Source organism: Streptococcus sp. HMSC056C01 (assembly GCF_001811305.1).
GTDB lineage: Bacteria > Bacillota > Bacilli > Lactobacillales > Streptococcaceae > Streptococcus.
On the sequence record NZ_KV804209.1, the window covers coordinates 99161 to 119014 of the forward strand.

Here is a 19854-nt window from a genome sequence, read left to right on the forward strand (position 1 = left end):
ATTTGTCAGCAGAGCAGATAAAGGCAGCGCAAGAGCATTTGCATGGGCACCATCAGGCAGAGCCTGTAAAACCTCTTGCCAAGACTGTAGAAAGTTTCTCTCGAGATGCCAGCGATGAAGAAAAGATAGCTTATATCTCTAAAACCTATGGTGTTCCGCTTGAAGCTATCCGAATTTCAAATGGATTCTTTGTATTTGGAAATCCAGACCAGGCTTATGACCCAACTCACATTCACCCTTATGCAGTTCGAAAAGAACACGTTCGTATTCCGCTTCAAACAGGCGATGCAGAACTTGATTTCCTAAACGAACTCTATACAACTGCACTTCGTGATGGTGTCTCTCCATATAGTTTGCAGGTAGAAAATGGCAGCTTCGTCATTCCTCACGGAGACCATAATCACTACATTAAAGTACAGACTAAAGGTTATGAAGTGGCTTTGAAACATAAGATTCCTGCCTTGCAATCCAACTACCAACCAGGAGCCTTTGATGAAGCTACTGTTCAAAATAAGGTTGATCAACTTTTAGCAGAAAGTCGCGAAGTTTACAAGGATAAACCAATTCAACAAAGACAAATTGAGCTTGCCTTGGGACAATTCTCTGAAAATATGAAGAAGCTCTCAACCAACTCTACAGCTGGTTATCTGGCTGCTTTAGATCTCTTTGACAAGCAGTATATCCACGTTGACTCTAGTGTAAAACCAACAGAAATCAGTCCTTTAGACAAGAAATATCAAGCTTTAGTAGATAAGATTAATACCTTAGATACGGATGCTTATGGACTTCCTAAGAAGGATCTCTTGGCTCAACTCCAAGAAAATAAATTAGCTCAAGATGAGGCTGGTTTAGATGCAGTTGAAGCTAAACTACAAGCTCTGCAAGATTTTAATGATCGTACTGGAGTTACAACAGTCGAGTACATTAAGTATTTCTATCAACATCTGTCAGATGGTCGTTTAAATGACATTCTTAGAAATAAGGTTGCCAACTTAACTTGGACACTTTATCAATCACAATCCTTCCTTAAGGCGACTGACTTGAACAAACTATTCCCAGAAATCTATCAAACAAAACTGGAAGTTGAAGAAGCTCTGAAGAATGAACCTGTTACAAGTAAGCCTTCTGAAACGATTTTAGATACAGAAAAAGTGGATGGCCATAGTGCTAAAACAGCAGTCTATGAGTTTTTGAAAGGTTTGTATGATGATATTAAGCCTGAGGAACAAAGCAATCATGTTCGAAAAGCTCAAGTAGAAGGACTCTTAACGAAAGCTGATGAATTAGTGGCTCAAGTCAAAGAAGAGGGAGTTAAAGCTTCACTTGCTGATGAAGTGAAAAATCTGAAAGCTGCTCTAGATAAAGAGGACGCAGACCTTGATGAACTAAACACTCAAGTCCAAGACCTTCTGAAGCGTATTTCACAAACCATTCAGACTGAACGTGAGAATGCCAACCAAGACCCAGAGGTTTTAGTTCTTTACCAAAAACTTTATAATGGTGTCATTGCCCTTCATACTTATTTGGAAGTGAATAATGGTTCTGATGCGGACTTTGAAAAAGTAGATGCCTTGTTTGATAAATTGTCAGCTGCAAGCAAAGACAAGCAAGCTCTTCTAGCTCTTGCTCAAGAAATTGTCTCATTAAACCAGGAATTTCAATCCAAAGTCAAGCCAGCTGAAGCTAGCACTGAAACAGCCAATAAAGAAACAAATGATAAACAAGCTGAGTCAACCTTAACTCCTGCAACTACATCTCCAGAAACAAGAGAAAAAGTAGCAGAATAATAAAAAAATCAGACAACTATCGTGTCAAAAGTAGGATGCTGATAAAAAAAGAGGTCGGGAATTTTTTCCCGATCTCTTTAGTCTTTATAAGCTACAATTCCGATGATTGTATCAACAGCACGTTCCATTGTTTGTAGACTAACGTATTCAAAACGTCCGTGCATATTTTCACCACCTGCGAAGATATTTGGTGTAGGAATTCCCATAAAGGAAATTTTAGAACCGTCTGTTCCTCCACGGATAGGCTCGATAATTGGTGCAATATCAAGACTTTCCATGACTGCTTTAGCGATGGTGATTGGAGTCATATCCTTTTCAATGACTTCCTTCATGTTGTAATATTGGTCTGTCAAAGTCAAGGCTACACGATCGCTACCAAGTTCTTGATTCATTTTGTCAGCAATAGCTTTCATAGCAGCTTTTCGTGCTTCGAAGTTTTCTTTTTCAAAGTCACGAATGATGTAACTAGCACGCGCTTCCTCAACAGTTCCTGTTACATCCATGAGATGGTAGAAACCTTGGTAACCATCTGTTAATTCTGGTCGGTCACCAGCTGGAAGTTGATTGTGGAAGTCGATTGCTAACTGTAGAGCATTGACCATTTGCCCCTTAGCTGTTCCTGGGTGAACATTACGACCTTGGAAGTGAAGTTCGGCACCTGCAGCTGAGAATGTTTCATACTGAAGTTCACCGAGAGGCCCGCCGTCTACAGTGTAGGCAAAGTCAACATCAAAATCCTCTGCATCAAATTTATTGGCACCAACACCGATTTCTTCATCAGGACCAAAGCCGACACGGATTTCACAGTGTTTAATCTCAGGATGAGCAGTCAAGTATTCGATAGCTGTCATGATTTCAGCGATACCAGATTTGTCATCAGCCCCGAGCAAAGTAGTTCCATCAGTAGTGATCAAGGTTTGGCCAGGATATTTCTCTAAGCTCTTGAAATCCGCTGGATCTAGTTTGAAACCAGAGTTCCCAAGCTCGATAACGCCACCATCATAATTTTCAATAACTTGCGGGTTAACACCTTCAGCATTAAAATCAGCTGTATCCATGTGGGAGATAAAGCCGATCTTACGAGTCAAACTAGGATCGTTAGCTGGAAGAGTACCTATAGCAAAACCGTTTGGCAAATAATAGACATTTTGCAAACCGACACGTTTCATCTCAGGGATGAGGACATTGGTTGCGAAGTCTACTTGACTTTGGGTACTTGGTGTAGTAGTTGAATGTTCATCAGAACGTGTATTGACTTTGACATAAGTCAAAAAACGCTCCAACAATGTTGGATATTTCATCGTAACTCCTTTTTTCCTTCTTTTAAAACCATTGTATCATAGAAAGAAGAGAAAAACAAAAGTCAGAAGGGAGTAACATTCTTATGTTAGCGTTTACTTATGGCTGTTTTAGTGATACAATAAAAAAGATAAAAATATCACAAGGATGCAGAGATGAAAAAAGCGATTTTAATGATGACATTTGGTTCTCCAGAAGAGATTACCTTTGAAGGAGTAGCCGACTTTTTTACCAACATTCGTCGTGGAGTTCGACCTCAAGATCACGAGATTCAAACACTTTATGATAATTATGTTCGAATTGGAGGAACTCCACTACAAAAAATTACCCGTGAAGAAGTTGCCTTGGTAGATGCTAGATTGGGAAAAGAATATAGTGTCTATTTTGCCAATAAATTTTCAACCCCTTTTATTCCAGATGTGATTCGGCAAATGGAAGCAGATGGAATTGAAAAGTGTATTTGCTTGATTTTGGAGCCACACTATTCCTTTTACTCTGTCATGGGTTATGAAAAGTTTTTGGAAAGCAAACAAATTCAGTTTTTAGTTATTAAGGACTGGTATCAAGAAGAAGCCCTCTTAAACTATTGGACAGATGAAATTGCTAGGATTTTAAAAGAAAAGGTGAAACAGGATAGCTTTAAAGTCATCTTTTCTGCCCACAGTGTGCCCATTTTTGCCTTGGATTTTGGTGATCCCTATATCGACCAGATTTTCGAAAATAGCAAACTAATTGCTGAAAAATTAGGCTTGAAACCAGAGCAATATACCAACACTTGGCAGAGCGAAAGTGATATTGGTATTCCTTGGATTAAGCCAGATGTTTTGGAGTATCTCAGAGAACAGACAGAACATCCAGACCATTATATTTTTGTGCCTATTAGTTTTATCAGTGAGCACATTGAAGTCTTGTTTGACAACGATGTGGAATGTCATGACTTGTGTCAGGAATTGGAGGTGAACTACCATCGTCCACCAATGCCAAATACAGATTCTCGTTTGATTGATGCCTTGGTCAATATTATCCGAGCTAACGAACATAAGGAATTTAGAGAATTCCTCCCAGAAGAAGAGACCTTTGATGAATTAGTCCCTTCGGATGAAACTAAGAATATTTTAGATGAATCACAAGACTTACAAATGCCAGAATTTGTCAAAAAATTAATTGAGAAAAAAGGTCGTGAAAATGTCAAGATGCCTTATTTAATCAAAAAAATGCTTGAAAAAGCTGGCAAATTACCCAAAGACTAAGTGAAAATAGAAAAGAACTGGTAAAGTTTGTTTCAAATATCTGCTAAGGCAGGATATAGCTTAGAAGGTGAAAGAAAAGGCGGTGGGACAGAAATCGATAGACAAAGTCTCGATTTCGTAGTCCCAGCCCCGCGAGGATGATTAGGAGCTTTTTGGAGTCTAAAAGACGAACAAAAAGTTCAATCAGCTACCGCGTCAAATTATGATTGATAATAAAAAGTGAGGTCGGGATCTTTTTGTCCCAACCTCTTTTTAGGTGACTAGCATTTTTTTGACCTAGTTTTGATGTTATTTACCCAGACAAAATTGGCTGAATAACTGTGTAATGAGTTCATCTGGAGCAGCATCACCAGTGATTTCTCCGAGGATTTCCCAAGTACGTGTCAAATCAACTTGAAGCAAATCAACAGGCATTCCTAGTTCGAGGCCTTCGTTTACAGCTTGTAAGCTTTCAACAGCCTTTTCGATTAATGAAATATGACGGGCGTTGGATAGATAGGTAGCATCTTGTTCGACCAAGCCTGCATTTTCAAAGAAGAGGTTGTTAATCCGTTCTTCAATCTTATCAATGTTTTGGTTTTTGAGGACCGAAATACGGATGACATCTTCTGGAATCTCAGTAGTTTCAATAGCCTCAGGTAGGTCAGTTTTGTTAAGTAGGATGATACGGTTGGTATCTTGGCTGATTTCAAGAAGTTGTCGGTCTTGGGCAGTTAGAGGTTCGCTGGCGTTTAAGACAAGCAGTACCAAGTCAGCTTCCTTGAGAGCTTTTTTGGAGCGCTCGACACCGATTTGTTCCACGATATCATCTGTTTCACGGATACCCGCAGTATCAATCAACTTCAGTGGAACACCGTTGATGTTGACGTATTCTTCGATGACATCTCGAGTAGTTCCTGCAATATCAGTTACAATAGCCTTGTCTTCACGTAGGAGGTTGTTGAGTAGGCTAGATTTTCCAACGTTGGGACGACCAATGATAGCCGTTGAAATTCCTTCACGGAGAATCTTCCCACGACGTGCCGTTTTTAAGAGATTGGTTAAGAGTTGTTCAAACTCCATAGTTTTTTCACGGACAACAGCAGTAGTGGCTTCTTCCACATCGTCGTATTCAGGATAGTCGATATTAACCTCAACTTGTGCTAGTGTATTGAGGATTTCCTGGCGAGTATTGTTAATAAGATCAGACAAGGATCCGTCTAGTTGCTTGACCGCAATATTCATGGCTTTGTCTGTCTTGGCGCGAATAATATCCATGACAGCTTCAGCCTGAGTCAAGTCGACACGACCGTTGAGGAAAGCACGTTTAGTAAACTCACCTGGCTCTGCCAACCGAGCACCTTCACGGATAGCAAGTTGCAGGATTTCATTAGTTACTGCAATTCCACCGTGAGTGTTAATCTCGATAATATCCTCACGAGTAAAGGTCTTTGGAGACTTCATAGCTCCAACCATAACCTCATCCATAATCTTGCCTGTCTGTGGGTCAACGATGTGGCCGTAGTTTAGCGTATGGCTTGCAACCTTAGTCAAGTCCTTACCTTTAAAGATTTTCTGGGCGATAGTAAAACTATCCGTACCGCTTAAACGAACAATCCCAATAGCCCCTTCACCAAGCGGTGTCGAGATTGCTGCGATGGTATCAAATTCACGTGTAATCATTTCATTTCCTTTTTACAATTTATATACAAATATCACTTAAAATTGTAACAAAATCTAGCTATTTATTCAACGAATGCCACTTATAAAGAAAAGCCTAAGCAGATTGCTTAAGCTTTATTTAGTGCGCATTTCACCTTGTGGGAAATAAGTTCCTTCAGGCATATCGTTAATAATAACGTGAACAGCTGACTGAGGTGCTCCTGTGTTACGAACAACAGCTTCTGTAACTTCCTTAGCTAGGGCTTTCTTTTGCTCTAGCGTGCGTCCTTCAAATAAATCAATGCGTACAAATGGCATAATTGCGTCCTCCACTAGTTATTTGATTTCTTCTATTTTACCACATTTTGCCATTTAAAGCTTTGAGAAATTATGGTATACTAGAATGTAGCAAAAATTTAGAAATGGACGTGAAATAGAAGCATGGCACAGTTGTATTATCGTTATGGGACCATGAACTCTGGAAAAACCATCGAGATTCTCAAGGTAGCCTATAACTATGAGGAGCAAGGAAAAGGAGTTGTGATTATGACTTCAGCTCTGGATACACGTGACGGTGTTGGCTATGTTTCAAGTCGCATTGGAATGAAAAGACCAGCAATTGCTATTGACGAAACAACAGATATCTTTGGATTTATCCGAGATTTACCTGAAAAACCTTACTGTGTACTTGTCGATGAAGCCCAGTTTTTAAAACGTCACCATGTTTACGACTTGGCCCGTGTTGTCGATGAGCTAGACATCCCTGTTATGGCATTTGGTTTAAAAAATGACTTTCGCAATGAGCTGTTTGAAGGTTCTAAACACCTCTTGCTCTTAGCAGATAAGATTGATGAAATCAAGACCATCTGTCAGTATTGTAAGAAAAAAGCGACTATGGTCTTGCGTACGCAGGACGGACTGCCAGTCTATGATGGTGAACAAATCCAGATTGGTGGAAATGAAACCTATATCTCAGTTTGCCGTAAGCATTATTTTGCTCCAATGATATCATCTAATAAGGAGCAAAACTATGACAATTGAACTAAGAGATGTTACAATGGGAAATTATTTTGATGTTTTGAATTTGGATGTCAAGGAATATCAAAAACAATTCATTGCAACCAACGCAATTAGTTTAGCTGAAGCATATGTCTATACTAAAAATGGAGATTTTGTAGCTCCATTGGCAATTTATGATAATGATGCAATTATAGGTTTTGTGATGATAGCTTATGATAAAAAGATCGGAATTAGTAGTGGAAATTATTTACTATTTCGTTTTATGATTGATAAGAATTTTCAAAATCAAGGATATTTTAAACCAATTATGGATAAAGTGCTGGACTATGTTCGGACAGCGCCAGCAGGTTTAGGCAATAAACTTTGGTTGTCTTATGAACCAGAAAATGAACATGCAAGATCTTGTTACCTCAGTTATGGATTTAAAGAAACTGGGGAAATATTTGAGAACGAAGTAGTAGCAATCTGTGATTTAACAATTGAGAAATAAGGAGAAAGAATGAATATCTATGATCAACTACAAGCTGTAGAAGACCGTTATGAAGAGTTGGGAGAATTGCTTAGTGACCCAGATGTGGTCTCTGATACCAAGCGTTTCATGGAGCTTTCAAAAGAGGAAGCTTCTACTCGTGATACGGTAACAGCTTACCGTGAATACAAACAGGTCCTTCAAAACATTATTGATGCCGAAGAGATGATAAAGGAATCAGGCGGAGATGCGGACTTGGAAGAAATGGCGAAGCAAGAACTCAAGGATGCTAAGGCTGAAAAAGAAGAGTATGAAGAAAAACTGAAAATCTTGCTTCTTCCAAAAGATCCAAACGATGACAAGAATATCATCCTTGAAATTCGTGGAGCAGCTGGTGGTGATGAAGCGGCACTTTTTGCTGGTGACCTTCTAACAATGTACCAAAAGTATGCTGAAGCCCAAGGTTGGCGCTTTGAAGTCATGGAAGCATCTATGAACGGTGTCGGCGGCTTTAAAGAAGTGGTTGCTATGGTATCAGGTCTGTCAGTTTACTCTAAACTCAAGTACGAATCAGGTGCCCACCGTGTGCAACGTGTCCCTGTGACTGAGAGCCAAGGTCGTGTACATACCTCTACAGCAACAGTTCTCGTCATGCCTGAGGTTGAAGAAGTAGAATATGACATTGATCCTAAAGACCTTCGTGTGGATATCTACCACGCTTCTGGTGCTGGTGGACAGAACGTAAACAAGGTCGCGACTGCCGTTCGTATCGTCCACTTACCGACCAACATCAAGGTTGAAATGCAGGAAGAACGTACACAGCAGAAAAACCGTGAGAAGGCTATGAAGATTATTCGTGCGCGTGTTGCGGACCACTTTGCACAGATTGCTCAAGACGAACAAGACGCAGAGCGTAAGTCTACTATCGGTACTGGTGACCGTTCAGAGCGTATCCGTACTTACAACTTCCCACAAAACCGTGTGACGGACCATCGTATCGGCTTGACTTTGCAAAAGCTTGATACAATTCTTGCTGGTAAATTAGACGAAGTAGTGGATGCCTTGGTCCTTTACGACCAAACACAAAAATTGGAAGAACTAAACAAATAATGAAATTAGCTCAAATTTTTAAAGATTTTGAGGAAAAGTTGATAGTACAAGGAGAGGAAGCAGAAAGCCTCTCCTTTGTCTATCGTAGCCTAAAAAATCTATCTTTTACAGACTTCGTCTTTGCTCTTCAGCAAGAAGTCACTGATGAAGATTACAAAATTGTAGAGGATATTTACAAAAAACTGACAAATCACATACCTGCCCAATACATTATCGGTCATGCTGAATTTTTTGGGATGCAGTTAAAAGTCGATGAGCGAGTTTTGATTCCTCGACCAGAGACAGAAGAGTTGGTGGAGCTCGTTCTTGCTGAAAATCCTAAGGAAAATCTCAAGGTACTAGATATCGGAACAGGAAGCGGAGCCATCGCCCTTGCTTTAGCGAAAAATAGACCAGATTGGTCGGTCGCAGCTGCGGATATTTCACAGGATTCCCTAGAACTTGCAACAGAGAATGCTAACGCTCAAAATCTAAATCTAAATCTCTCTTTTATCAAATCTGACTGTTTCTCCGAAATTTCTTCAAAATATGATATAATTGTATCCAATCCACCATACATTTCTCGAGCAGATGAGGTAGAAGTTGGTTTGAATGTTCTGCATTCAGAACCACATTTGGCACTTTTTGCCGATGAGGATGGCCTAGCTATCTACCGTAGAATTGCGGAAGACTCCAAGGATTATCTAAATGATGGTGGTAAGATTTATCTTGAAATTGGCTACAAACAAGGTCAAAGTGTACCCGCTCTCTTTATGGAAAATCTTCCTGAGAAACGAGTTCGTACTCTGAAAGACCAATTTGGCCAAGATAGGATGGTTGTCATTGATGATGGAGAAAATTAAGCAAGAGTTGGAAAAAGGTGGAGCTGTAGTTTTGCCAACTGAGACAGTTTATGGCCTTTTTGCGAAAGCTTTGGATGAGAAGGCTGTTGACCATGTTTATCAGCTCAAACGTCGCCCTAGAGATAAGGCTCTCAATCTCAATGTTGCTAGTTTAGACGATATCTTGAACTTTTCCAAGAACCATCCACCTTGTTTACAACAACTTGTTGAAAGTTTTCTTCCTGGTCCATTGACCATTATCCTAGAAGCTAATGACAAGGTTCCTTGCTGGGTCAATTCAGACTTAACGACTGTTGGATTTCGCATGCCCAGTCATCCTGTTACTCTAGAATTGATTCGTGAGTTTGGTCCCTTAATTGGCCCGTCTGCAAATATTTCAGGACATACAAGTGGTGTTAGCTTTAAAGAAATTTTAAAAGACTTCGGACAAGAGGTTCTGGGACTTGAAGACGATGCATTTTTAACAGGTCAGGATTCAACTATTTTAGACCTTTCTGGTGATAAGGTGAAAATTCTACGTCAAGGAGCGATTACTCGAGAAGATATCCTTGCCAAGATACCAGTAATTCCTTTTGAGGAGGTATGATATGCTACGTGATTTGAAAGCGACAGATGTCGAAACAATTTGTGTCATTAACAAAGAAGCACTAGGTTATGCTTTTAGTCCAGAGGAAACGGCTAGTCAACTAGCTAAGTTGTCACAAGACTCCCATCACTTCCTACTAGGTTTTGAGGATTCAATCAGCCATAACTTACTTGGTTATGTGCATGCTGAGGTTTATGAATCCCTTTATTCAAAACCAGGTTTTAATATCCTAGCTTTAGCTGTTTTACCTCAAACACAAGGTAAAGGAATCGGTAAAACGTTGCTTGAAGGATTAGAACAGGAAGCAGAAAAACGTGGCTATAAGTTTATACGTTTAAACTCTGCAGACCATCGTACAGGTGCGCATGCATTTTATGAAAGATTTGGTTATACCTGCGATAAAATGCAGAAACGGTTCATTAAATTAATAAAAGGAGAAGACCTATGATTTTTGACAAAGATGATTTTAAAGCCTATGACGCGGATCTTTGGAATGCCATTGCCAAAGAAGAGGAACGCCAACAAAATAATATTGAATTAATCGCTTCAGAGAACGTAGTCTCTAAGGCTGTTATGGCTGCTCAAGGGTCTATCTTGACTAATAAATACGCCGAAGGTTATCCAGGACGTCGTTATTACGGTGGTACAGATGTAGTAGATGTTATCGAAACTCTTGCTATTGAACGTGCGAAAGAAATCTTTGGTGCTAAATTTGCCAATGTCCAACCTCACTCAGGAAGTCAAGCTAACTGTGCAGCATACATGGCCTTGATCGAACCAGGTGATACTGTTATGGGTATGGATTTAGCTGCGGGTGGGCACTTGACTCACGGAGCTCCTGTTAGCTTCTCAGGTCAAACCTACAACTTTGTTTCATACAGCGTTGATCCTGAAACAGAACTCTTGGACTTCGATGCCATCTTGAAACAAGCTCAAGAAGTAAAACCAAAACTAATTGTTGCTGGTGCTTCAGCCTATTCTCACATTATTGACTTCTCTAAATTCCGTGAAATTGCAGATGCTGTCGGTGCTAAGCTCATGGTCGACATGGCTCACATTGCTGGTTTGGTTGCTGCTGGTCTTCATCCAAGTCCAGTACCATACGCCCATATCACTACAACAACGACCCACAAAACCCTTCGTGGTCCGCGTGGTGGTTTGATTTTGACTAACGACGAAGAGCTGGCTAAGAAAATTAATTCAGCTATTTTCCCGGGTATCCAAGGTGGTCCTTTAGAGCATGTTGTTGCTGCTAAGGCTGTTGCCTTCAAAGAGGTATTGGACCCAGCCTTCAAGGAATATGCAGCAAATGTTATTAAGAACAGCAAGGCTATGGCAGAAGTCTTCTTGCAAGACCCTGATTTCCGTATTATCTCTGGCGGTACTGAAAATCACCTCTTCCTTGTTGACGTGACTAAGGTTGTAGAAAACGGAAAAGTTGCTCAAAACTTGCTAGATGAGGTCAATATTACCCTAAATAAAAACTCAATCCCTTACGAAACTTTGTCACCATTTAAGACAAGTGGTATTCGTATCGGAGCAGCAGCAACAACTGCACGTGGTTTTGGTGAAGAAGAAAGTCGTAAAGTGGCTGAGCTGATCATTAAAGCCCTTAAAAATGCAGAAAATGAAGCTATTTTAGATGAAGTAAGAAGCGAAGTCAAAGTCTTGACAGATGCCTTCCCATTATACGAGGACTAAAATTTTTATGGACATTTATATTAAGAAAGCTATTATCCATCAGTTCAGCCCGGATGACACAGAGTTGTTTCTAGCGGATAAATTTCTCAATATCACTCCAAAAATCGAGGAATACCTACGCAAGAAAATCGAACGTGTGTATTCGGATGAAGCTAAGACTGGCATTTTCGAAGCAGAAAATCCCTTCTTCAATCATATTACAGATGATTTGTTGGAGACATCGGTGACGCTGGCTAATCTCTGGAAAGAGGAATTCAGCATTTCTGAAAATCTCAAGACCAATGACTTGATTTTTGTGCAATTTTCCAAAGAAGGAGTAGAGCATTTTGCCTTCCTACGCATTGCCCTGCGTGAGACCTTGACTCACCTTGGAGGAGAAGTTGATAATCCAATCAAGCTGACTCAGAATAACCTGCCTGGATTTGGTACAGGGGCTGACGAGGCCTTGGTGGTCAATCTTCAAAGCCGAAAATATCACCTGATTGAGAAACGAATCAAGTATAACGGGACTTTTTTGAACTATTTTTCTGAGAATCTGATACAGGCTCAGCCCAAAATTTCACCTAAGAAGTCAATCAAGGAACTGGAAAAAACAGCTCAGAGAATTGCTGAAACATTTAATACAGATGATTTTCAATTTCAATCTAAGGTCAAGTCTGCTATTTTTAACAACCTTGAAGAAAGCAATGAGTTGTCTCCTGAAAAATTGGCAAATGACCTTTTTGACAACAATCTTACTGCACGTCTTAGCTTTATTGACCAAGTCAAGGAAGCAGTGCCAGAGCCAGTTCAGTTTGATGAAATCGATGCAAGTCGCCAATTAAAGAAATTTGAAAACCAAAAGCTTTCTCTGTCAAATGGGATTGAGTTAATCGTACCCAATAATATTTACCAAGATGCTGAGTCGGTCGAATTTATCCAAAATGATAATGGTACCTACTCTATCTTAATCAAAAACATCGAGGATATACAAAGCAAATAATGTTTAAAATTATAAGAAGGGTCTTGGTGCTTGTTCTTATCTTATTTACTGGTTATAAACTTTTTCATATGTATCGGGATGTAAAGCAGGTCATGACCTATCAATCCTTGGTACGAGAGGTTTTAAGTGAGCAAGATACGCCAGCAAATGAAGAACTAGTCCTGGCCATGATTTATACTGAAACCAAAGGTAAAGAAAGCGACGTGATGCAGTCAAGCGAGTCTGCTAGCGGAACTACAAATACGATTTCTGACAATAGGAGTAGTATTCGTCAGGGAATTCAAACCTTGACAGAGAATCTATATTTAGCTCAAGAAAAGGGTGTAGATGTTTGGACTGCTGTACAGGCCTATAACTTTGGGCCTGCTTATATTGATTTTATCGCCCAAAATGGGAAAGAAAATACCCTTGCCCTAGCCAAGCAATATTCGAGAGATACCGTTGCACCGACACTAGGAAATACAACTGGAAAAACCTATCGATATGTCAATCCAATTTCCATCTTTCAAGGGGGAGAACTCTATGTGGATGGAGGGAACTATTATTACTCTAGACAGGTTCAACTAAATCTCTACATTATTAAATTTTTTAATCTATTTTAAGCACTTAGAAAATTCTAGGTGCTTTTATAAGCTTTCTTTAAGGCTAATTTACTATCCTAGATAGGAAAAGGAGGAACGTCTCATGCGAAAGAAATTCTTTCTGACTAGTGCTGCAGTTCTTTTAGCAGTTGCAACTTTGCAAAGCGCTCAAGCAGCCACTGATGTTCAAAAAGTAATTGATGAAACTTATGTTCAACCTGAGTACGTCTTGGGTTCTTCGTTAACAGAAGATCAAAAAAATCAAACATTAAAAAAACTCGGCTATAACGCCTCTACAGATACCAAAGAACTGAAGACTATGACGCCAGATGTCTACTCAAAGATTATGAACGTCGCCAATGACTCTAGTCTCCAGCTCTATTCGTCTGCAAAAATTCAAAAATTAGGTGAAAAATCTCCACTTGAAGTGAAGATTGAAACCCCTGAAAATATCACTAAAGTGACCCAAGACATGTACCGTAATGCGGCCGTTACCTTGGGTGTTGAGCACGCGCGCATCACCGTAGCTGCACCAATCCCTGTAACAGGTGAAAGTGCCCTAGCTGGTATCTACTACTCATTAGAAGCTAATGGTGTTCAACTTCCTCAAGAAAATAAAGACCTAGCTCAGGAAGAACTAAAAGCTTTGTCAGACATCAACGATGAAAACAAGGACAAATCAGGCTATGATGCCAATAAACTCAATGTAGCCCTTGCCGATATCAAATCTGCTATCGCTAAAGCCAAAGAGTCTAAGGGTGAGCTTACTGAAGATGATGTTCGTAAGATTGTTGAAGATACATTGAAAAATTATAAGCTGGATCAGGTTATAACAGGAAACCAGATCAATGTCATCATCAACTTTGCCTTTAATCTTTCTAAGAGCGATATTTTGAATAACGAAGACTTTACAAAGACTCTAAAGGATCTGAAACAAAGTATCGTTGCGCAAGCAGGAGATAGTTTTAGCAATATCGACCTTAACTTTGATGCTAATAAAGCTATTCAAGACGGTGGGAATATCCTCAGTGCTATTTGGCAAGCAATTGTAAACTTTTTCAAGAGTTTTGGTGCTTAGGCTAATTCATGGTATAATAGATGGTAACAGAACAGTTGCCGTCTTTTTTTGTTGGCTGATAGAAAGTGAAACATATGTTAAAGAAAAATGATATTGTAGAAGTAGAGATTGTCGATTTGACACATGAAGGAGCAGGTGTTGCCAAGGTAGATGGCTTGGTCTTTTTTGTAGAGAATGCTCTACCGACTGAGAAGATCCTTATGCGTGTCCTTAAAGTCAACAAGAAGATTGGCTTTGGTAAAGTCGAGGAATACCTTACGCAATCACCACATCGCAACCTAGACTTAGATTTGGCATACTTACGTTCAGGTATTGCCGACCTAGGTCATCTAGCTTATCCAGAGCAACTCAAGTTCAAAAACAAGCAAGTAAAAGACAGCCTCTATAAAATTGCAGGAATCAGGGATGTAGAGGTTGCTGATACTCTTGGTATGGAACATCCGGTCAAGTACCGTAACAAGGCTCAAGTCCCTGTTCGTCGTGTTAATGGTGTTCTAGAAACTGGTTTCTTCCGTAAGAATTCTCATGACCTTATGCCATTGGAAGATTTTTACATTCAGGATCCAGTCATTGATCAAGTTATTGTGGCTTTGCGAGATTTGCTCCGTCGATATGACTTAAAGCCTTATGATGAGAAGGAACAGTCAGGCTTGATTCGTAACCTTGTTGTGCGTCGTGGATATCATTCAGGACAAATCATGGTTATTTTGGTGACAACTCGTCCTAAAGTTTTCAGAGTTGAACAGGTGATTGAACAACTGATCAAGCAATTTCCAGAAATTGTGTCAGTCATGCAGAATATCAATGACCAAAACACCAATGCGATTTTCGGGAAAGAATGGCGTACACTTTATGGTCAAGACTACATTACCGACCAAATGTTGGGCAATGATTTCCAAATCTCTGGACCAGCCTTTTACCAGGTCAATACCGAAATGGCAGAGAAGCTTTATCAAACAGCCATTGACTTTGCGGAGTTAAGAGCAGAGGATGTGGTCATTGATGCCTACTCAGGAATTGGGACCATTGGACTATCTGTCGCTAAACATGTCAAGGAAGTTTATGGCGTAGAGGTTATCTCAGAAGCAGTAGAGAATAGCCAGAAGAATGCTGCCTTAAACAATATCACCAATGCCCACTATGTCTGCGATACAGCTGAAAATGCCATGAAGAATTGGCTCAAGGAAGGCATCCAACCAACTGCTATCCTAGTCGACCCACCACGCAAGGGGTTGACCGAAAGCTTTATCAAAGCCAGCGCCCAAACAGAAGCTGATCGCATCGCTTATATCTCTTGTAATGTAGCAACCATGGCTCGAGATATCAAACTCTATCAAGAGCTAGGCTATGAATTGAAGAAAGTCCAGCCGGTTGATCTTTTCCCGCAGACGCATCATGTTGAGTGTGTTGGATTACTTGAAAAAGCGTAAAAACCTTCTAACAAAAGGGATACTGAAAAGCCTTGAATGTAACGCTTTTTGTGTTTTTATGATAGAATATAGGTAGTTATAATCAAGACCAACTAATAAGCAGTAACAAATATTACATTTAAAATAATCAAGATATGGAGATGAAATGACAGAAATTGATAAAAGGAATTTTAAAAATTATCTTTGTTTTACATTTGGAATTTCTTATATAGCTTGGGGGCTTCTTGCCATCTTTACTCAATCTCATATTTTTGGATTAGAAACATTTATAGGGAGAATGTTACATATAGTAGGTGCACTTGGTCCAGCTATTGCAAGTGGCTTTTATTTGAAAAGTAATAATATAAAATTTAAACATTTTGTATTTAATAAAAGAAAAAATAGTAATATTTATTTCATTATTCACCTGTTAGCAATTTTGATACTATTTTCTGTATCTTCTTTAGAATTAAATGGAGTATCAATTTATCTGATGCCATTATTCTTTATACAATTAATTTTTTTTGGTGGCGGACATGAAGAATTAGGATGGAGAGGTATATTACAACCATTACTTGATAAAAAATATACTTATTGGCAATCTAATTTGATTGTAGGTTCAATCTGGGGAATTTGGCATCTGCCTTTATGGTTTATAGTTGGAGAAAGTCATCAAGGATTTCCTTTTATTTTATTTTTTATATATACATTATTTCTAAGTTTTGTTTTAGGGCTTCTTTACCGTCAAACCCAATCAGTGGGTTACTGTATATTATTTCATGCGTTCGCAAATTTGTTAAATCTCTATTTTGTGTTAAAAATTAATCTTATTTTTATTATCATTTTTATTACTTATTTAATTTATACAATATTAGCGGGTAATAGAATTAGTAAGGAAAAGGATTTTAAATCTTAGAATGGATGTTGTTTCTTTTGGAAGAAGTGATCGACTTTCCGTTCCACAGTATTAATTCAAAATCATTGTAATTGGACTTACGTGGTTATGGATAAAGATTGGTGTCCTTTTTGTTATGGAATTGAGTCAGGAAAATGAATTTGAGGTCGATGAGTTTTCATTAAATTTTAGTTATGAGAATGAATTATGTGTTCTTTTAGATTGGATTAGATTAGTGGTTCTCATGGCAAAGGAATAAAATTAATACTGATATCATATTAGAAGTTATTTTTCTATTTTTAAAGCAGTTAACCAATTGGTTAGCTGCTCTTATTTTGTGACTTGGAATTCGCTGTGTTGAGGTATATCAAATTACTGGTTTGTAAAACGATATTGTCTTTGTACTCAAAATAGAAACAGCTTAACTATAGTTAGTGATAGTATTTAAAATTAGATCTATTTCGTATATGCATTGCAATCGGAGTGATGAGTAGGTATAGCAAGGTCAAAATGATAAAAAATCCGATATCAGCATCCAAAAATACATAAACAATATTAAAGCCAAAATGCATGAAAATAGTATAAATCAAATTGTTATATTTCTCCAAAATAATATTCATTAAAATCGTAATGGATGTAATTACAACTATGTTAGCAATAATATATGGAATCGCACGCCAATCCGTGAATTTTGAATCTACAACCCACAGAAGTGTATGCCAGAAACACCAGACTAGGCCTTGGTAAATAGAGGATTTTAAAAAATGATACTTTTTATTAAATTCTTCTCTCATATAACCACGCCAACCTAATTCTTCACCAGTCGGACCTGATGTAAATGATAAGAATATACTTAGTGGCAATGATACTGTTCCTAGATTGATGTAGGAGAACATTGTTTTTTGGGTCATAAGTGAGTAAATGAAGAGTGATAATATACTGAGCCCAAATGTAATACCAAATGAAGATAGGAGTGGGAGTAGCGAAACTTTAGCAGAGAAACACCGCTTAAGAAAAGTAGTTATTTTTTCATCAGTCCGGAAATATTTCCATCCAAATAAAAGGAGGTATGAAGGAGACCATGCGACGATATTTCGTACTATCCACATAACAACAGGTGGGACTTTAAACAATAGACTTGCGGGGGCTGCTACAAAAATAATGAGGGCCCAAACAAGGATATAAGAACTGAGGATGTATCTTTTTAAATAATTTACATTCATTTAGTTACCCTCTTTCTTTAACTGTATAGACAACAAGTTCACTATTGATACCATTTAGTTCAATTAAATTATCAGAATCTGATGAATCAAAGCGTTCAGTGTTTTGTCCATCTTTTTCAAAATAAATGTGTGTTCCAATACCTTTCGAAACAGCGGTAAATATACTATTTTCTGGGATACAAATTCGTGATGTGGCTGATATTTGATTAATGGAAAGATCACCGTTTAGATAATTACAAAACACTTCCATATCAAGATTACAGTTGATTTTCACTTTACCTGAAATGTCTTCCAGAGTAATACGAGGCGTCTTAATGTCAAGCTCGATATTATCGCATTGTAGAGAATGAATCTCTATAGATTCTGCATTAACCGCACATTCAATGTGGCTAATATAGGAAGTTGGGATTTGCACAAAAATACTAACAGTTTTTTTAGCTGTTGCTTCAGTTACACCATTATAACGTTTTACGTCTACGTCAATTCTTTTTCTACTATCATCGATTTTTACTTTGAAATCATTTTGAAGTGTAGAAAGAAGGTTAGAAACCAGACAAACTCGAATTTTTTCGCCGTTATATCCGGAAAGAATAAATTTTTCTGCACCTCCAAATTTCATATCATAGCTCTTAGTTTTATCGATATCGTACTCTGTGATACTTTCGAAAAGATATTCGCTAGTTTTGGAAGTATTTTTTTCATTGCAGAATAGTTCGTCGATAGAAATGTTAAATAGGTTGGCAATTGCTATAATATTTTCTATATCTGGAATTCCAGCACCTGTTTCCCATTTTGTTACGGCTTGTCTTGAAACACCAATTTTTTCTGCTAAAAGTTCCTGAGACATTCCTATTTGTTTCCGTATTGTTTTTAATTTTTCAGCAAATGTCATGTTATATGACCTCCTCTATATATTTTATAATGTAAATTGTCATATATTTGCATATGACTGAATTTAGTATAGTATAAACGATTATCAAGGCACAAGCAATTAGACGTTGCATTCTCATTATTTTTGCTACTTTACGTTGCATTTGTTGTTTTGATGTTGATTTTTAGTGTTATTCTAGTTATTTTATCATTGTTTGTTATATAATGAAGTAAGTACGTTAATTACACGTTGAGAACGTTTTATTACTCAACTAAGTATTACTAGAAGTCCTACAGTAAGGAGTTTAAATATGAAATTCCATGAATTTGGTGATAAGAGTTTGCCTTCTATCTTGCTGATACATGGCGGTGGCAGTTCTTGGTGGAATTATCTTCGTCAAGCACGGATCTTGTCGGAGGAGTATCGTGTCATTCTACCCACCTTGAATGGCCACGGCGAAGAATATCAACTTGATTATGTTTCTACTGAAGATTCTGCTTTGGAGATTCTAGACTATATCAAAGCAAACTGTGGTGGGAAATTGTTTGCAATCGGTGGTGTTTCACTTGGTGGTCAAATTGCTATGGAGCTTTTGTCGATAGACAGAGATATAGCTGAGAAAGCCATCATAGATGGAAGCCTCTGTATTCCTCAACCAAGGTTGGCTAAAATCAGCATCTTTCTAGTGCCTCTATTTGGTAAACTGTTGTTCGGTAAATTCTCTTGCAAACTTCAATTAAGAATGATGAACAAAATTTATCCTAAACTGGCTTATCCAGAGGAAATAAAAGCTTATTATTTGGAGGATTTGCCAAGGACACCTATCAAAACATTGGTGAGCATTTACAAAACCTATATGGGACGTTACAAGCTGAAGGAGACGATTTCTGCTAGCAAGACTCAGGTTCTTTATATTTATGGTGAAAAAGAATTGAACTGTGTGAAAGCTTCGGCGAAATTATTTCAGCAGCTACATCCAAATACAATTTTGTATGAAGCAAAGGGGTATAATCATGGTTATCTATCAGCTTACCTACCTCAAGAATGGATTGATTTGGTTGAGCCGTTTTTAAAGAGTGATCCATTGGAAATCTGATATGCTGTAAGGAG

Annotated in this window: 19 protein-coding genes and 1 pseudogene; 15 read left to right on the plus strand and 5 right to left on the minus strand. The window is 38.3% G+C overall.

The window, feature by feature from the left end; translation table 11 throughout:
• Positions 1–1787: pseudogene (locus tag HMPREF2795_RS07500) on the plus strand (HIT family hydrolase); the annotation flags it as partial.
• Between the two features lie 77 nt (positions 1788–1864).
• Here the strand turns inward: HMPREF2795_RS07500 and pepT are convergent.
• Entirely contained in the window at positions 1865–3088 is a 1224-nt protein-coding gene (gene pepT / locus HMPREF2795_RS07505) for a peptidase T (protein WP_075228568.1), read from the minus strand.
• Positions 3089–3241: 153 nt separating this feature from the next.
• Here pepT and hemH point away from each other — a divergent pair, with 153 nt between their 5' ends.
• Positions 3242–4336 carry a ferrochelatase gene (gene hemH, locus HMPREF2795_RS07510; protein ID WP_075228569.1) on the plus strand — a complete coding sequence of 365 codons (1095 nt, stop codon included), beginning with the start codon at positions 3242–3244 and terminating at the stop codon, positions 4334–4336.
• Positions 4337–4624: 288 nt separating this feature from the next.
• Here the strand turns inward: hemH and mnmE are convergent, their stop codons facing one another.
• Positions 4625–5998, minus strand: a complete 1374-nt coding sequence (gene mnmE / locus HMPREF2795_RS07515) for a tRNA uridine-5-carboxymethylaminomethyl(34) synthesis GTPase MnmE (RefSeq protein ID WP_075228570.1) — start codon at positions 5996–5998, stop codon at positions 4625–4627.
• A 114-nt stretch (positions 5999–6112) separates the two neighbouring features.
• Positions 6113–6295 (minus strand): 4-oxalocrotonate tautomerase, encoded by a 183-nt coding sequence (locus HMPREF2795_RS07520; RefSeq protein WP_001117401.1) that lies wholly within the window; start codon positions 6293–6295, stop codon positions 6113–6115.
• Between the two features lie 123 nt (positions 6296–6418).
• Between HMPREF2795_RS07520 and HMPREF2795_RS07525 the strand changes: the two genes are divergently transcribed.
• From HMPREF2795_RS07525 to HMPREF2795_RS07580, 12 genes are all read left to right on the plus strand, one after another.
• Entirely contained in the window at positions 6419–7018 is a 600-nt protein-coding gene (locus HMPREF2795_RS07525) for a thymidine kinase (RefSeq protein ID WP_000068114.1), read from the plus strand.
• Positions 7008–7487 carry a GNAT family N-acetyltransferase gene (locus HMPREF2795_RS07530; protein ID WP_000151344.1) on the plus strand — a complete coding sequence of 160 codons (480 nt, stop codon included), beginning with the start codon at positions 7008–7010 and terminating at the stop codon, positions 7485–7487. Before HMPREF2795_RS07525 ends, HMPREF2795_RS07530 begins: the two co-directional genes overlap by 11 nt.
• A gap of 9 nt (positions 7488–7496) precedes the next feature.
• Positions 7497–8576, plus strand: a complete 1080-nt coding sequence (prfA, locus tag HMPREF2795_RS07535) for a peptide chain release factor 1 (RefSeq protein ID WP_001028809.1) — start codon at positions 7497–7499, stop codon at positions 8574–8576.
• Positions 8576–9418, plus strand: coding sequence for a peptide chain release factor N(5)-glutamine methyltransferase (gene prmC / locus HMPREF2795_RS07540; RefSeq protein ID WP_000761853.1), 843 nt, complete (start codon positions 8576–8578; stop codon positions 9416–9418). The genes prfA and prmC overlap by 1 nt, the downstream gene beginning before the upstream one ends.
• Entirely contained in the window at positions 9402–10004 is a 603-nt protein-coding gene (locus tag HMPREF2795_RS07545) for an L-threonylcarbamoyladenylate synthase (protein WP_000970241.1), read from the plus strand. Before prmC ends, HMPREF2795_RS07545 begins: the two co-directional genes overlap by 17 nt.
• 1 nt (position 10005) lies before the next feature.
• Positions 10006–10452, plus strand: coding sequence for a GNAT family N-acetyltransferase (locus tag HMPREF2795_RS07550; RefSeq protein WP_000942925.1), 447 nt, complete (start codon positions 10006–10008; stop codon positions 10450–10452).
• A complete protein-coding gene (glyA, locus tag HMPREF2795_RS07555) occupies positions 10449–11705 on the plus strand; it encodes a serine hydroxymethyltransferase (RefSeq protein ID WP_000575478.1) in 1257 nt (418 codons plus the stop codon). Before HMPREF2795_RS07550 ends, glyA begins: the two co-directional genes overlap by 4 nt.
• Before the next feature lie 7 nt (positions 11706–11712).
• On the plus strand, positions 11713–12687 hold the full coding sequence (locus HMPREF2795_RS07560) for a nucleoid-associated protein (RefSeq protein ID WP_000356097.1): 975 nt from the start codon (positions 11713–11715) through the stop codon (positions 12685–12687).
• Positions 12687–13289: a lysozyme family protein gene (locus HMPREF2795_RS07565; RefSeq protein ID WP_025171262.1), complete on the plus strand. Its 603-nt coding sequence runs from the start codon at positions 12687–12689 to the stop codon at positions 13287–13289. Before HMPREF2795_RS07560 ends, HMPREF2795_RS07565 begins: the two co-directional genes overlap by 1 nt.
• 82 nt (positions 13290–13371) lie before the next feature.
• The gene (locus tag HMPREF2795_RS07570; RefSeq protein ID WP_001227374.1) at positions 13372–14346 is read left to right on the plus strand and encodes a DUF1002 domain-containing protein; all 975 of its coding nucleotides are present in this window, start codon (positions 13372–13374) and stop codon (positions 14344–14346) included.
• Positions 14347–14420: 74 nt separating this feature from the next.
• On the plus strand, positions 14421–15776 hold the full coding sequence (rlmD, locus tag HMPREF2795_RS07575) for a 23S rRNA (uracil(1939)-C(5))-methyltransferase RlmD (protein ID WP_000914602.1): 1356 nt from the start codon (positions 14421–14423) through the stop codon (positions 15774–15776).
• A 145-nt stretch (positions 15777–15921) separates the two neighbouring features.
• Entirely contained in the window at positions 15922–16671 is a 750-nt protein-coding gene (locus tag HMPREF2795_RS07580; protein ID WP_075228571.1) for a CPBP family intramembrane glutamic endopeptidase, read from the plus strand.
• A 410-nt stretch (positions 16672–17081) separates the two neighbouring features.
• On the opposite strand, the gene HMPREF2795_RS07585 is transcribed toward HMPREF2795_RS07580, so the two are convergent.
• Both HMPREF2795_RS07585 and HMPREF2795_RS07590 read right to left on the minus strand, forming a co-directional pair.
• Positions 17082–17873, minus strand: a complete 792-nt coding sequence (locus HMPREF2795_RS07585) for a CPBP family intramembrane glutamic endopeptidase (RefSeq protein WP_001102348.1) — start codon at positions 17871–17873, stop codon at positions 17082–17084.
• 4 nt (positions 17874–17877) lie between these two features.
• Positions 17878–18765 carry a helix-turn-helix domain-containing protein gene (locus HMPREF2795_RS07590; RefSeq protein ID WP_000141631.1) on the minus strand — a complete coding sequence of 296 codons (888 nt, stop codon included), beginning with the start codon at positions 18763–18765 and terminating at the stop codon, positions 17878–17880.
• Between the two features lie 289 nt (positions 18766–19054).
• Between HMPREF2795_RS07590 and HMPREF2795_RS07595 the strand changes: the two genes are divergently transcribed.
• Complete coding sequence (locus HMPREF2795_RS07595) at positions 19055–19840, plus strand: alpha/beta fold hydrolase (RefSeq protein ID WP_000668472.1); 786 nt, start codon at positions 19055–19057, stop codon at positions 19838–19840.
• Positions 19841–19854 lie beyond the last annotated feature (14 nt).

Bases quoted from the DNA above. Each gene is read 5' to 3' on its own strand.
- pepT (WP_075228568.1), bottom strand. From the start codon at position 3,088: ATGAAATATCCAACATTGTTGGAGCGTTTTTTGACTTATGTCAAAGTC.
- hemH (WP_075228569.1), top strand. From the start codon at position 3,242: ATGAAAAAAGCGATTTTAATGATGACATTTGGTTCTCCAGAAGAGATT.
- mnmE (WP_075228570.1), bottom strand. From the start codon at position 5,998: ATGATTACACGTGAATTTGATACCATCGCAGCAATCTCGACACCGCTT.
- HMPREF2795_RS07520 (WP_001117401.1), bottom strand. From the start codon at position 6,295: ATGCCATTTGTACGCATTGATTTATTTGAAGGACGCACGCTAGAGCAA.
- HMPREF2795_RS07525 (WP_000068114.1), top strand. From the start codon at position 6,419: ATGGCACAGTTGTATTATCGTTATGGGACCATGAACTCTGGAAAAACC.
- HMPREF2795_RS07530 (WP_000151344.1), top strand. From the start codon at position 7,008: ATGACAATTGAACTAAGAGATGTTACAATGGGAAATTATTTTGATGTT.
- prfA (WP_001028809.1), top strand. From the start codon at position 7,497: ATGAATATCTATGATCAACTACAAGCTGTAGAAGACCGTTATGAAGAG.
- prmC (WP_000761853.1), top strand. From the start codon at position 8,576: ATGAAATTAGCTCAAATTTTTAAAGATTTTGAGGAAAAGTTGATAGTA.
- HMPREF2795_RS07545 (WP_000970241.1), top strand. From the start codon at position 9,402: ATGATGGAGAAAATTAAGCAAGAGTTGGAAAAAGGTGGAGCTGTAGTT.
- HMPREF2795_RS07550 (WP_000942925.1), top strand. From the start codon at position 10,006: ATGCTACGTGATTTGAAAGCGACAGATGTCGAAACAATTTGTGTCATT.
- glyA (WP_000575478.1), top strand. From the start codon at position 10,449: ATGATTTTTGACAAAGATGATTTTAAAGCCTATGACGCGGATCTTTGG.
- HMPREF2795_RS07560 (WP_000356097.1), top strand. From the start codon at position 11,713: ATGGACATTTATATTAAGAAAGCTATTATCCATCAGTTCAGCCCGGAT.
- HMPREF2795_RS07565 (WP_025171262.1), top strand. From the start codon at position 12,687: ATGTTTAAAATTATAAGAAGGGTCTTGGTGCTTGTTCTTATCTTATTT.
- HMPREF2795_RS07570 (WP_001227374.1), top strand. From the start codon at position 13,372: ATGCGAAAGAAATTCTTTCTGACTAGTGCTGCAGTTCTTTTAGCAGTT.
- rlmD (WP_000914602.1), top strand. From the start codon at position 14,421: ATGTTAAAGAAAAATGATATTGTAGAAGTAGAGATTGTCGATTTGACA.
- HMPREF2795_RS07580 (WP_075228571.1), top strand. From the start codon at position 15,922: ATGACAGAAATTGATAAAAGGAATTTTAAAAATTATCTTTGTTTTACA.
- HMPREF2795_RS07585 (WP_001102348.1), bottom strand. From the start codon at position 17,873: ATGAATGTAAATTATTTAAAAAGATACATCCTCAGTTCTTATATCCTT.
- HMPREF2795_RS07590 (WP_000141631.1), bottom strand. From the start codon at position 18,765: ATGACATTTGCTGAAAAATTAAAAACAATACGGAAACAAATAGGAATG.
- HMPREF2795_RS07595 (WP_000668472.1), top strand. From the start codon at position 19,055: ATGAAATTCCATGAATTTGGTGATAAGAGTTTGCCTTCTATCTTGCTG.